The sequence below is a fragment of the Streptomyces sp. NBC_01788 genome, assembly GCF_035917575.1.
GTDB lineage: Bacteria > Actinomycetota > Actinomycetes > Streptomycetales > Streptomycetaceae > Streptomyces.
The window spans coordinates 926,926-939,818 of the sequence record NZ_CP109090.1; the positions used below are offsets into that span (position 1 = coordinate 926,926).

The 12,893-nt window shown below is 70.5% G+C and carries 12 protein-coding genes and 2 pseudogenes; 10 read left to right on the forward strand and 4 right to left on the reverse strand.

Annotated features, from left to right (window positions below; genetic code table 11):
* Positions 1-38: 38 nt before the first annotated feature.
* The 5 genes and pseudogenes from OIE49_RS04395 to OIE49_RS04415 all read left to right on the forward strand — a co-directional run.
* Positions 39-704: pseudogene (locus OIE49_RS04395) on the forward strand (nicotinate phosphoribosyltransferase); the annotation flags it as partial.
* A gap of 205 nt (positions 705-909) precedes the next feature.
* Positions 910-1,092, forward strand: a pseudogene (locus tag OIE49_RS37030) (DUF1918 domain-containing protein); the annotation flags it as partial.
* A gap of 16 nt (positions 1,093-1,108) precedes the next feature.
* Positions 1,109-1,987 carry a universal stress protein gene (locus OIE49_RS04405; protein WP_326801157.1) on the forward strand — a complete coding sequence of 293 codons (879 nt, stop codon included), beginning with the start codon at positions 1,109-1,111 and terminating at the stop codon, positions 1,985-1,987.
* Positions 1,988-2,017: 30 nt separating this feature from the next.
* On the forward strand, positions 2,018-3,007 hold the full coding sequence (locus tag OIE49_RS04410; RefSeq protein ID WP_326801158.1) for an Acg family FMN-binding oxidoreductase: 990 nt from the start codon (positions 2,018-2,020) through the stop codon (positions 3,005-3,007).
* 24 nt (positions 3,008-3,031) lie between these two features.
* The gene (locus OIE49_RS04415; protein WP_326801159.1) at positions 3,032-3,490 is read left to right on the forward strand and encodes a CBS domain-containing protein; all 459 of its coding nucleotides are present in this window, start codon (positions 3,032-3,034) and stop codon (positions 3,488-3,490) included.
* A 175-nt stretch (positions 3,491-3,665) separates the two neighbouring features.
* Here OIE49_RS04415 and OIE49_RS04420 read toward each other — a convergent pair whose 3' ends face one another.
* The 3 genes from OIE49_RS04420 to OIE49_RS04430 all read right to left on the reverse strand — a co-directional run bounded on the left by OIE49_RS04420 (position 3,666) and on the right by OIE49_RS04430 (position 6,886).
* Positions 3,666-4,109 carry a universal stress protein gene (locus OIE49_RS04420; RefSeq protein ID WP_326801160.1) on the reverse strand — a complete coding sequence of 148 codons (444 nt, stop codon included), beginning with the start codon at positions 4,107-4,109 and terminating at the stop codon, positions 3,666-3,668.
* A 1,011-nt stretch (positions 4,110-5,120) separates the two neighbouring features.
* Positions 5,121-5,996 carry a universal stress protein gene (locus tag OIE49_RS04425; RefSeq protein ID WP_326801161.1) on the reverse strand — a complete coding sequence of 292 codons (876 nt, stop codon included), beginning with the start codon at positions 5,994-5,996 and terminating at the stop codon, positions 5,121-5,123.
* Between the two features lie 230 nt (positions 5,997-6,226).
* Positions 6,227-6,886 (reverse strand): pyridoxamine 5'-phosphate oxidase family protein, encoded by a 660-nt coding sequence (locus OIE49_RS04430; RefSeq protein ID WP_326801162.1) that lies wholly within the window; start codon positions 6,884-6,886, stop codon positions 6,227-6,229.
* 434 nt (positions 6,887-7,320) lie between these two features.
* Between OIE49_RS04430 and OIE49_RS04435 the strand changes: the two genes are divergently transcribed.
* From OIE49_RS04435 to OIE49_RS04445, 3 genes are all read left to right on the forward strand, one after another.
* Positions 7,321-8,130, forward strand: coding sequence for a transposase family protein (locus OIE49_RS04435; protein WP_326806135.1), 810 nt, complete (start codon positions 7,321-7,323; stop codon positions 8,128-8,130).
* A 118-nt stretch (positions 8,131-8,248) separates the two neighbouring features.
* The gene (locus OIE49_RS04440) at positions 8,249-8,449 is read left to right on the forward strand and encodes a hypothetical protein (protein WP_326801163.1); all 201 of its coding nucleotides are present in this window, start codon (positions 8,249-8,251) and stop codon (positions 8,447-8,449) included.
* Positions 8,450-8,800: 351 nt separating this feature from the next.
* Positions 8,801-9,079: a DUF1540 domain-containing protein gene (locus OIE49_RS04445; protein ID WP_326801164.1), complete on the forward strand. Its 279-nt coding sequence runs from the start codon at positions 8,801-8,803 to the stop codon at positions 9,077-9,079.
* A 111-nt stretch (positions 9,080-9,190) separates the two neighbouring features.
* Here OIE49_RS04445 and OIE49_RS04450 read toward each other — a convergent pair whose 3' ends face one another.
* Positions 9,191-9,631 (reverse strand): universal stress protein, encoded by a 441-nt coding sequence (locus tag OIE49_RS04450; protein ID WP_326801165.1) that lies wholly within the window; start codon positions 9,629-9,631, stop codon positions 9,191-9,193.
* A gap of 176 nt (positions 9,632-9,807) precedes the next feature.
* Between OIE49_RS04450 and OIE49_RS04455 the strand changes: the two genes are divergently transcribed.
* Together OIE49_RS04455 and OIE49_RS04460 are read left to right on the forward strand one after the other, a co-directional pair.
* Positions 9,808-10,077 (forward strand): hypothetical protein, encoded by a 270-nt coding sequence (locus OIE49_RS04455; RefSeq protein WP_326801166.1) that lies wholly within the window; start codon positions 9,808-9,810, stop codon positions 10,075-10,077.
* 145 nt (positions 10,078-10,222) lie between these two features.
* The gene (locus OIE49_RS04460) at positions 10,223-12,640 is read left to right on the forward strand and encodes a sensor histidine kinase (RefSeq protein ID WP_326801167.1); all 2,418 of its coding nucleotides are present in this window, start codon (positions 10,223-10,225) and stop codon (positions 12,638-12,640) included.
* Positions 12,641-12,893 lie beyond the last annotated feature (253 nt).

The following is a 12,893-nucleotide window of genomic DNA, read 5'->3' on the forward strand; positions in this document are numbered from 1 at the left end:
GCCTTCTCGGCGCCCAGGCCCAGCGAGGAGGAGGCGTTCTCCGGCGCGGCCCCGGCTCCGCGATCCGCCTGGACAGCGGCGACCTCGACGCTCTCTCGCGGCGGGCACGCGCCCTTTTGGATGCCGCGGGGCCGGCCGACGTACAGATCGTGGCCGGCGGCGGGCTCGACGAGTACGGAGTGGACCGGCTCATACGTGCCGGTGCCCCGATCGATGTGTACGCGGTGGGCAGGCGTGCGGGCGTGGCGGCGGACGCCCCGTATCTGGACGCTGCGTACAAGCTCGTCGAGTGCGACGGCCACCCGGTGATGAAACTGTCCTCGGCGAAAGTCACGGCCCCGGGCCGCAAGCAGATCTTCCGCCGCGCCGAACGGCCCGACGTCATCGCCCTGGCGCTGGAAGAACCGCCGGACTCCGCACAGCCGCTACTGCGCACGGTCATGCGGGGTGGGCGTCGGACGTGGCCGCCGGACCGCTGGCAGGACGCACGCCAGCGCTTCCGCGAGGGCATCGCCGTTCTGCCCGGATCGGCACGCCCGATCAAGGGCCCCGAGCCGGTCCCACCGGTCCGGTCCCAGGCCCTTGAAGAGCTGACCGCCTCGACGCGAACCGATATCGAAGCCCGCCTGGGTGCGGGGCATCGCGCCGCGCCCCCGGACACGGCGGTGCCCCGCCCCTCCGTGCTCTCGGTCCGCGCGCAGTGACAGGCACGTACAGCGGAGGGCCGGCAGGCCCGTCGCGGGGACCAATGGCCCCTGGCAGGCCCCACTTGCCAGGGCCTTCCATGGAATCGGTGGCACCTCTCCGTGCCACCGCAGGGAGGAGGCGAGGGCGATGTCCGCTCCCGCACCAGCGAAGAACAACGACCGGGCCGTACCGAGTACCGGCTCCGAAGCCGGCGGCGCCTGGATGCGTGCCCGCGTCGGCGACGAGATCGTCATACGCGGAACCGCAGCCGGGGTCATCGCCCGAGACGGCGAGATTGTCGGTCTCCACCATCCGGACGGCAGCCCGCCCTACGACGTGCGCTGGGCGGACAGCGGACGGGTGACCCTGTACTTTCCTGGCCCTGATGCGTACATCAGGCATTTGGTGACCGGAGGCGGCCATGTCCCGGCCCGGTGACCGCCGGCCGATCGTGGTGGGCGTCGATCCTGATCCGGCCCACCGGATGGCAGTTGCCTGGGCCGCCGACGAGGCCGCCCGCCGACGGCTGCCATTGCGCCCGGTCCACGTCGAGGGCATACCAACCAGGGGCTGCCGGAGGCCGGACGTCCCGCCCTCGTGGGAGGAATGGAACGAGTCGCTGCACACGGCCGGGAAGCAGGTGCTCGGTGAGGCCACGGACTTCGTCGCGGCTCGGCACCCGCGGCTGGAGGTGGAAGCTCTGCTGGCGGAGGGCGACCCGGTGTGGGTGCTGCGCGAGCAGAGCCGCGACGCCACCGCCCTCGTGCTGGGATCACGGCATCTGAGCCGGAGGCAGGAGGTGTTCGGCTCCGCGTCGGTCGCCCTCCCGGTGATGGCTCATACGCACTGTCCCCTGGTGGTCGTCCCCGAGCCGGAGCACATCACCCAGGACCCCGCGTACTACGTCGTCGGCGTCGACGGAAGCGAACACTCCGCTGCCGCGGTCGATATGGCGTTCGAGGAGGCGGCCTTGCGCGGCGCCGAGCTGCGAGCCGTTTTCGTCTGGGAGCCGGGGCCGTTCAGGATCTTCGACAAGTACGAGCCGCAGCAGGAGTGCCGCCGGCTGCTCTCCGAGATCGTGGCGGGCCGGCACGCCCGTTTCCCCGAGGTGGAGCTGCGCCACGAAGTGGTCGTCGGGCATCCGGTCCAGGTGCTCACGGAGGCCTCGTCGCACGCGCTGGGCCTGGTGGTGGGGACCCGGGGGCGGGGAGGCTTCGCGGGCATGCTGCTGGGCTCGGTCAGCCAGGGCGTGCTGCACCACGCCGGCTGCCCGGTCATCGCCGTCCCGACACACGGGTAAGCGGCCGGGTCGTCACGAAGGGAAACCACCGTGATCGCAGAACCCCCCGACGTGAACACCGTCGAGGCACTCGTCGCAGACGCCGCCGCGGCGCCCTCGCTGCACAACGCGCAGCCCTGGGCCTTCCGCTATCTGCGGGACACTGGCGTCCTGCGCCTATACGCCGATCTGGAGCGCGCGCTCCCGCGAACAGACCCCGGGAATCGCGGCCTCCGCATGGGGTGCGGCGCCGCGCTCTTCAACCTGCGTGTGGCCGGCGCCGCGACAGGGCTGGCGCCAGTCGTCCGGCTGCTGCCCGACCCGACCCACCAGGACTTCCTCGCCGAGGTGGATCTGTGTGGCACCGGACCACCCGACGGGGCGCTCTCCCGGCTGGGCCCTGCAATCCGTCGCCGTCACTCCAGCCGCCTTCCTTTCCGTGACGAAGCACTCCCAGCCGCCGTGCGGGAGAGGCTGTACGAAGCGGCCCGCGCCGAGGGGGCCCAGCTGTTGTTCCCCGGTGCCTGGCACGTGAAGGCGATCCTGGAGTTGGTGCGGGATGCCGAAGGCTGGGAAGCGCTCGACCCGGAGGTACGAGAGGAAACGGAGCGCTGGACGCACACGGAGCTGTCAGGTACTGCGCGGGCGGCCGACGGCATTCCCGGTGAGGCATTCGGTCCTCGCCAACGCGGTACCTCAGCCCCGATGCGTGACTTCGCCGTCGGCCGTCCGATGCCCGGGCGAAGCTGGGCGACCTTCGAGAAGAACCCGAACATCGCCCTGCTGGGTACGGCCCACGATGAGCCTGTGGACTGGCTCCGTGCCGGTCAGGCACTGGAGCGAGTCCTGCTCTGGGCCACCACGGACGGGCTGGTCGCCTCGGTCACTTCCCAGCCCCTGGAGTGGCCGGAGATCCGGTGGGCCGTCCGCGACCCTGTCTCGGCCATGGCCCACGTCCAGATGGTGATCCGGCTCGGCTACGGCCCCGAAGGCCACGAGAGCCCACGGCGGCCGGTGGCCGATCTGCTCGACGTCCTCTGACGGACCGGCGTGAGGAGCGGTCGCATGAAGGTCTCCGAGGTGATGACTGCTCCAGCGGTGTGCGTACCGCCACACGTCTCCCTGGTCGAGGCGTCCCGACGGATGGCCGAGTGCGCCGTCGGCTCTGTCCTCGTGGTCGAGGACGGAGCACTGCGCGGCATAGTCACCGACCGCGACCTGGCCGTACGGGGCATGGGCGGCGGCCTGGGCACGGAGGCCCGCGTGGAGGCGGTCATGTCACCACGCGTCGCCACGATCGAAGCCGCCGACGACCTCCAGTTGGCCTACCGGTCCTTCCGTCGCACGGGGGTCCGCCGACTTCCGGTGCTGGATGCAGGCCGGGTAGTCGGCGTGCTGACCATCGACGACCTGTTTCTCGAGGTCTTCCGGCGACTCGGCGACCTGCTGGGTCCGGTCGCCTGGAGCGTCCTGCAGGAGCCGCCCGGGCCTCCCTCGGAAATCGTGTCCCCGCAAGAGCCCTGACTCCGCGGATCTCCACGAGGCGGCCGACCGACGGGCCTCACGGCGAAGCGTCGCCCCGGGACCGGCACACGACGCAGCTCGTCACACCAGGGCACGACGTACGGCTCATCAACCGGCAGCCCAAGCCGCACAAGCCCCATCGTCAGCTTGCGGGCCGCCCGGGAGACGTACGGACTCACTGCTTCTGGCAGCGCACGATCACGACCGGGCAGCCCGCATGCTGCGACACGTGCTGACTGACGGAGCCGAGCAGACCCCGCGCGAACCCGCCCCTGCCCCGGCTGCCTACAACCAGGGCCTCGGCTCCTTCGGCGGCCCGCAGCAGGACGTCGGCTGGGTTGCCGTGCACCAGATGGCTCCTGACCAAGCCCGCAGCATCCGCGCCGAGCACCTCGGTGAGTTCCTTGCGCATCTTCTCCCGGGTCTCGTCCTCGTCGACTTCCATGTCCACGGCGGGTGCCGACCAGCTGTGCAGGCCCGGCAACTCCCACACCGCGACCGCCTCCACGATGCCGTCGACCAGACCGGCGTAGCGTGCGGCCCAGCGCAGGGCCTCGTACGAGGCCTGCGACCCATCAACGCCTACCACCACCCGGCGCTCGGAGACATCCCTGTCCATGCGTCTCACCTGTCCTTTCCTTCGGTGTGTGCGCCGGCTTGGCCGGTCCGCCCCTGTTCTCCACGCTGCGAGACGCATCGCAGCGACATCGGCGATGACCATCCGGCGGCATGACGGACGACGGTCCCGTCAGCGCCCGTACCGCGTCACCCAGCGGGGCTCCACGTGCTACCGCCCTCGGTCCCACTGAGCCAGGCGGTGGCGGTCGATGCTTCCGTCGACGGCCCGCCACACGCCATGGACGGTGCCCACGCCCCCGAGCGCCGTCGCGAAGGCCACCGCCACGTCGGCGGTCGCCGCGAAGTCCCGACCTTCGGGCGGAGTGGCGACGGTGCCACGTGCGTCGAGCCACACGGTCGCTGTGGCCCCCGGTTGAGCCCGGCCCGCACTGGCGCGACGCCCGTATGGCTGCCTTCCTTGTCGCTCCAGCACACCAGCGCGTCAAAGCCCGACTGCGCACCGGTTCGGTCACCGGCCGCCCGTGCGTCCGTCAGCGGGTGCGCGGCGACGGGATACCGCCGCGCCAACTGAGCCTGCCGTGCATTCATGCAGTGGCTGTGCAACGTCTGTCCCGCACCCCACGCGCCGCCGACGTCAGCCTCACGAGGGCGACGGCTGCCAAAACGACGCCCAGTCCGCGCTCCAGCCGGTCCACCGGCCGTTCCAGGGGGCTCCGAGCCCCGCGCGACGGCCACTTACCAGGCGGGCCGGAAGTGGGCCGATGACCGGGCGTCTGAGGTGTTCGCATAGCCCCTCCGCTCCGGAGCCGTCGCTTCCGTGTGCCCTTTCACTGTGCCGCGCCATGAACCCGCCGGGTATGGGTCCCACGGGTCCTCGTCAGGTGCCGTTCGGCCCCACCAGGCCGGGATGCTTCGAGGTGGATGCGAGTCGGCACGGGAAGGGGCCCAACTGCTCGGAGGTCGCGGCGTTGCCGCGAGCACCGACGCACAGGCCACACCAGGCCCTCGGCCCTGAGCCAGGCCATGAGCCCATGGGCACGCCTCGAAGCACTCACTGCCGCTCCGGCACGACCGCGACCGGGCACTGGGCATGGTGGAGGAGCGTATGACTCACGCGGCCGAGCTGGAATCCGAAGTAACCCCTCCTGCGCCGTGCCCCGACGATCAGGAGATCCGCGGCCGCCGACCGGTCCACCAGGATCTTGCCCGCAGGTCCCTCGAGCGTCGACCTGTGCGTCCGCACATGCGGGTACTCGGCTGTCAGGGCTTTGAGCAGAGCATCGGCCACGGCGGAGGCGCGGGCCTCGTGCGTATCCGCCGGCTCTTCGGCCTGCACCCGATCGACGCCTCTGTCGCAGGCAGGTTTGCGCCAGGCGTGCACCACGTCAAGGACACAGCCACGGATCTCCGCCTCCCGGAAGGCGAACCGCACGGCCTCCGCGCTCGTGTCGACCTCACCCAGGCCGAGCAGGATCCGCTCATGCCTACCCGCAAGGCCCGCCGGATCGCCCCGGACCACGATCACCGGGCAGCGCGCCCGGGCCGCCACGGCCAGACCGACCGACCCGAGAAGCAGTCCCTTGAGCTGACCGCGGCCACGCGAACCCGTCACCAGCTCAAAGGCCTCGTCGCCCTCGCGCACGAGAGTGACCACCGGGTCCTCCGAAACAATGTCGGTGGTGACATTCACATCCGGGTTGCGCCGTTCGGCGCGGTCGGCCGCCGAGGCCACGATGTGCTGGGCAAGCACCTGCTTCGAGGGGCGCCCCGAGCCCACCGAGGGGAGGCCGGCCTCGTAACGCTCCCACAGGGAGGCGTACACCAGTTTGAGCGGAAGACCGTGGCGAACGGCTTCGTCCACGGCCCAGTCGACGGCCAGCAGACACGAGTCCGATCCGTCGACGCCCACCACCAGAGGAAGTGTCATTGTCCCCACCGCCTTTCATGGAGCCACCACAGCGTGCGGCCAACAGGGGAACTCCACCGTTGCACCCCGTGGCCGCTGCCCCGAAGGGGCGCTTCGACCCGCGCCGGAGGACCATCGGCCCCTGAGGTGTCAGTCACTGGCCACGTTGCCCGACGGGAGGGAACGCCACTGAGCAAACGGCAAACGGCCCCGCCGCCGAGAGGCCGGCCGAGTCACCGCCCGAGTGAAGATCAGAGGCTGTGGATCCGACGGCCGCTGATCTCTGCCGGGACAACGCGGATCCACAGGTTTCGGACACCGCCGGCCCACGGCTCGCTGACGGGCTGCTCAGCGAGGCGTTGGACAGCTTCAGGGTCGGTGACGTGCTCAGCAGTCCCGGCGATCAGGACGCTCCAGCCGACGCTCCGGCTCTCGTCGACGTGATCGGCCTGGAAGGAGACCTCGCCGCCAGGTTCGGGCGCCGCGGCGCCTCGGGGATCCGTGCGGTAAACGACCGTCATGCCGTCAACAATGTAGTTGACCGGGAAGACGCCGGGCCCCGGATGCGCGGGCAACGCGATACGCCCGATCCCGTGGGTGCCGAGCCGCTCCCAGCATTCCTTGGTGGTGAGCTTCATGAGCACAGGATGCTGCGCCGCTCCGCCCTGGCCTGCGGGCGCGTCGCTCCGGCCTTCGAGCAACTCCTGGTAGGTCATACCGAGCGCGGCGGCCACCCGCAGGAAGCCACCGGGGTCGAAATCGGCCCCGGACTCGATCAGGTGCCGGAAGTAGCGCGGCGACATGCCTGCCTGACCCGCCAACTCCTCCTCCGTGAAACCGAACTGCGCAAGCCGCACCTCAATGCGACGCATGAGATCGCGGTCAGCCCGACCTGCGGTGTCCCCATTCACGATCTCCTCCCCGAACCGATGGGGCAGTGAATCTCGCGGTCATCGGCTCGGGTCCGGATTGTCCGCTCCGCCGATGATCCCGACATCTCAGGATATCTTCTCGTCATCCTCGTCGCCGAGCCGCCCCGTCGCAGGTCGGCGTGGTCTTGGCAGCGCCAGGGCCGGGTCATCCCCGATCCGACGCGAGCGCCGGCCGCGGTCGGAGTTGATCAGCAGCCTGCGTCATGTTGCCGGATATACCAAGTAGCCTCGCGATAAGCCTCAAAGTGCTGTTCAGTGACGTTTTCTCAGCGAAATGATCTACACGAAGCGGCATGAACCACTCCATGCATGAGCAGGCCGGACGGGCCGGGCCCGGCTGCGGGCAGACGTAAAGCCCCTGGTAGGACAGGTCTCACCACAAGATCATGTCCGTAACCACCAGAGGCTTCACGTTGGTCACCTATGTTGCCACGCTCGACGTCCCGCGCCACGTCGTGGACCACCTCTCGCGTCTACTGGCCGCGCACCGGCGGCGAATTGGTACTCCGCGCGGCAGCCGGGCGCTCGGCCCGTTCCGCCAGGCCGTGCTGGTGCTGCGCTGGTTCCGCGAGCGCGGATGCGTCCACTGCCTGGCCCGCGATGCCGGCATCTCCCAGGCCACCGGCTACCGCTACCTGCACGAAGGCATCGGCGTCCTCGCCGATCAGGCCCCCGACCTGCACGAGGTCCTGGACCGCTGCCGACGCGAGGGCATGACCCACGTGATCCTCGACGGCACGCTCATCGAAACGGACCGCCTCGCCGGTGTCCGCGACAACGGCAACGACCTGTGGTTCAGCCAGAAACACAAGGCATTCGGCGGGAACGTACAGTTCCTGTCCGCCCCGGACGGCACCCCGCTGTGGGTCTCCGACGTCGAGCCCGGCTCCACCCCCGATATCACCGCTGCCCGTATCCACGCGCTCCCCGCGCTGTACAAGGCGGCGGCCGACGGCCTGCCCACCCTGGCCGACAAGGGCTACATCGGCGCCGGGATCGGCGTCCGCGTTCCGGTCCGCCGCCCGAAGGGCCAGTCAGAGCAGGCCCTGCACACCGACACGCGAACCACGAACAGCCTGATCAGAGGCATCCGAGCTCTCGGCGAACGCGCCGCAGCCGAGCTCAAACAGCGCTGGCGCACCCTGCAGTACATCACCCTCAGCCCAAGCAAGATCGGCGACATAGCCCGCGCCGCCCTCGCCCTCAACAGAATCTGGAAATGACCACCGGTGAGAAAACTTCAGTGACATGATGAGTAATGAATTCCGCATCATGCCGATCGTCCAACCGGACGACACCTGAACCTCTTCCTGCCTGCCAGTACGGGAAGGCGGTGAGCACATGAGCGACACCGAGCAGGAACCCACTGCGGCCGAAGGGACAGAGGCGGAGACCACCCCCGAGGAGTCACCGGCCACGACTGAGGCCAGCCCTGCGGAGGGCGAAGAGCCGACCCCCGAGGCGGCTGAGACGGGAGCAGAAGAACCTGCCCCCACCGCAGCCGAGGAGACCGAGGCTGAAGAACCCGCCACAGAGGAGTAGGAGAATGGCTGTGCGCGACGACCGTCGCGCACAGCCACGACAGCAGTCCCTGGGCGTTCCTTGAGCGGGCCCGCTGGTCCAACTCGCTGCCCGCACGGACCGCCCGCGCACCCCGCCGCGCGAGGGGCGCGTCCCTATGCCTGCAGCAGCGTCGGTGCCACCGCGGACGGGGCCACCCACCAAAAGCGGGCCACCATCTGCCATTGGGACGATTCCTGATCGCTGTGCGTGTCGTGCGCGATGCCGGGGCGAGGGTCCCCACACCTTGAGGACGGACCTCGTGCAACACCGCACAGGCTGCCACCGCCGTCGGCCCGCGGCGTGTATCGAATGCCCGGAGGATCCATGGACATGCCGTACATCAACGAGTGCGCGGTGGAAGCGTGCTCCTACAACGTCGGCAGCGCGTGCCACGCACTGGCCATCACCATCGGAGATCCCCCGCACGCCCAGTGCGACACGTACTTCATCACCTCCTTCAAAGGCGGTGATCCGGCCGGAACCGGGCAGGTGGGTGCTTGCAAGATGACCGACTGCCGGCACAACATCCGGCTCGAATGCCAGGCGCCGGGCATCACCGTCGGCTCCGTCCGGAGGGTAGCCGACTGCCTGACCTACAGCCCGCGCTGAGGGAAGCGTCCTGCGTCCCAGCAGGGTGTGAGTCGAGGTCGTCGAAACCGCCATCACGCACGAATCGCGGGCCGTCGGAACTGGGGCATACGGGTCCCCGGACCGCCCTCCTCACGCTTCCGGGCGCACGACGACAACCGGACACCTGGCATGCGCGGTGACGTGCCGGCTGACGGACCCCAGCAGAGCTCGGGCGAACCCGCCGCGCCCCCTGCTGCCCACCACCAACGCCTCAGCCCCCTCGGCGGCCGTCAGAAGCACCTCGACGGTGTTACCACGGACCACAAGCGCCCTGACCGAGGCAGCTTCCTCGGCTCCCAGCGCCTCGCTCAACTCCTGGCTCAGCCATTGCCGGGCGACGGCCTCGTCGAAGTCGGCGTCCACGGCCAGAGCCGACCAGCCGTACGCGCCGGGCAGATCCCACGCCGCCACCACGTCCACGGTTCCGCCGATCAGTCCGGCGTACCGCACGGCCCAGCGCAGCGCCGCGTGCGAGGACGACGAACCGTCGACGCCGACCACGACACGCGGCCTGGAAGTGTCCGTGCCCATACGTCTCACCTCTCGTGCGGTCCTCTCGCCGGCCACGCCGAATGCCGTCCTTCACCTCCACGCTGCGCGACTCCGTGGTGGCGCGCCAGGGAAGGACGGCCAAGCGGGCCGTGTGAGCCGTGCAGCGAGCCGATCGGCCCTTGGCGTTCTGGTAGACCGCCCCCACCGCCCTACGCATGCTCGAGCGGGCCGCGCCCTGGCGGGTCCCCTACGACCTGCCGCGCTCGTACCCCGAGGTGGTGCTGTGGTGCCGGGACGTGCTGGGGCTTCCGGCACACGGCAACTGGTGGCAGATCGAGACGGGTTGCGTCGTCATCACCAACCTGGTGGCCTGTCCGGTCAAGCCGTCGAGGAGTCCGGCAAGGGGGAGGGGAACTGGCGCTGCAGCCGGCTGGCCGTCGATGTTCCGCGGCTATCTGCACGACGAGGCCCGTTACGCGGCCTGATCGCCGGCGGCAAGTACAGCTCGCAGTTCTGCCGTCCCCGGCGCCAGTCCCAATGCGGCCGCGCCGCGCGGCGTGCCGTTGCTCCGGGTACATCATGAAGGAAGGTACGCGGCGAACAGTGCGACGAGCCGGCGGGAGCCCGGGGATGGCGCGTGGACGGTTGCAGATCTACCTGGGGGCAGCCCCCGGTGTGGGCAAGACGTACGCCATGCTCGAAGAGGGTCAGCGCCTGCGCGCTTCCGGCACCGATGTGGTCGCGGGTTTCGTCGAGCCACACGGGCGGCGACCGACCGCCGCCATGGCCGAAGGCCTGGAGACGGTGCCGCGGCGCACGGTGACCCACCGGGGAGCGGACTTCACCGAGATGGACCTCGACGCGGTGCTGGCCCGCCGTTCCCAGGTCGCGCTGGTGGACGAGTTCGCCCACACCAATGCCCCCGGCACCCGCAACGCCAAGCGGTGGCAGGACGTGGAGGAGCTGCTGGACGCCGGAATCGACGTCGTCACCACGCTCAACGTCCAGCACCTGGAGTCCCTGAACGACGTCGTCCGGCAGATCACGGGAGTGCGCCAGCGCGAGACGCTGCCCGACGAGGTGGCCCGCCGAGCCGATCAGATCGAGCTGGTCGACCTGCCGCCCGAAGTGCTGCGCCGACGCCTGGCGCACGGCGACATCTATCCGCCGGACCGGATCGAGGCGGCTCTCACCCACTACTTCCGGGTGGGTAATCTCATCGCGCTGCGCGAGCTGGCGCTGCTGTGGCTCGCCGACCGGGTGGAGGAGGGACTGCAGCGCTACCGCGCCGAGCACGGCATTGCCATCCCCTGGGAAACCCGTGAGCGGATCATGGTGGGGCTGACCGGCGGCCTGGAGGGCGAGACGCTGATCCGACGGGCCGCCCGGATCGCCGCGCGTACGCCGGGCAGCGAACTACTGGCGCTGCACGTCGTGCCTGCCGACGGGCTCACTCACGCCGATCCGGCGGCCCTCGCGGCCCAGCGCACCCTGGTGGAGTCACTGGGCGGCACCTACCACCAGACGACGGGCGAGTCGGTGGTCGAGGCGCTGCTGCAGTTCGCTCAGGCCGAGAACGTCACCCAGATCGTGCTCGGAGCCAGCCGCCGCGGCCGACTGTCAATGCTGCTGGACGCCGGGGTGGGGCATCGCACGATCCGCGGCTCCGGCCCCATCGACGTCCATGTGATCACCCACGAGGCGGCCGCCGGCTCCGCCTTCACGACGCGGCTGCCGCGCCGCGGCCGCGGTATCGGACCACGGCGGTTCTGGTCAGCGGCGGTGGGGGCCGCACTGCTGCTGACCGTGCTGACCTTGCTCCTCACCGCGCCGGTCCCCCGGCTCGGCCTGTCCGGGGTACTGCTGGTCTACCTGCTCGCCGCCGTGGGCACCGCCCTGGCCGGCGGGCTGGTTCCGGCGCTGGCAGCGGCCCTCGCGGCGGCGCTGCTCGCCGACTACTACTTCACCGCGCCCCTTCACTCGCTGCGGGTCGAACACGGCGGCGACGCCCTGGCACTGGCGGGCTTCGTCATCGCGGCCACCCTGGTGGGAGCCGCCGTCGACGCGGCCGCCCGGCACACCCGCCAGGCCGTACACGCGACGTGGGAGGCACGGGTGTTGAACCGGCTGGCAACGGCCATGATGCACGGCCAGGACCTGCCGAGCCTCGTCGAACAGGTACGGGAGAGCTTTGGGCTGACCGGCGTCAGCCTTCTCGAACGCGCACCCGAGGCAGCACCGGGGCCACGCTGGTACGTGGTCGCCAGCGCCGGTGCACACCCACCGGAGCAGCCGTACGAAGCCGACGTCGAAAGTCCGGTCAGTGACACCCTCACGCTGGCGGCCCGAGGTGTCCTGGCCAACTACGACCAGCGGATCCTCGGCGCGTGCGCGGCCCAACTCGGCATGGCCCACCTGCACGGCAGGCTCGCTCGGCACGCCGCCGAGACGGACACCTTCGCCGACGCCGAGCGCACGCGCGCCTCTCTGATCCGGGCAGCCGACCGCGACCTGCGGGAGCGGTTGTGCGCGGCGGAGGAAGCCCTCGCCCGCCAGGACATGGGCACGGCCCGCACGTCGGTCCACCGCGCCGCACAGGTCGTCGCCGACCTCGCCGACCTCGACCGGCTGCAGGGCGGGGCTCTCGACCTCTACCTGCGCCCCGTCGGCCTCGACGAGCTACTGACCGCCGTACTGGACGATCTGGGCCCCGGCGGCCGCACCATCCAGGTCCGGCTACCGGAGCATGCGCCCGATGTGATCGCTGACGGCGCCCTGCTCACCCGGGTCCTGACCGCCCTCGCAGCCGACGCCCTGATCCACTGCCCGGCTGGGCGGCCGCCGACGCTGACCGCTGAAGCCTTTGACGGCAGGCTTCGCATCCGACTCGCGGGCGGCGCCGACGGCGCCCAGCGTGCCGACAGCCTGACGCTGCGGCTCTCCCGGGACCTCACCGAGGCGATGGGCGGCACGCTCGAGCCGACGTACGACGACGGACGGTTGTTCTCGGTGACACTCACTCTTCCGGCGGCGGCCATACGCTCCTGACCCCACCGCGGGCAGTCGCCCGACCACAGTCAGTAGGCCGTACTCGCCGCGCTGGGGTGGTTGTTGAGGAAGAGCTCCGACGGTCAACCAAGCACCGTAGACGCCAACGGGTTGTCCATGCGTCGGCACGACGGGGCCACCGAGCCGACTGCGGCGCCATCGAAGCCGCCCGGCACGTGTCCCGACGACGAGGAGCACCGCATCGCGTGCCGTTTCGACGCCCCGTCGAAGTGGCGGTCCGAGGCTGCCACAG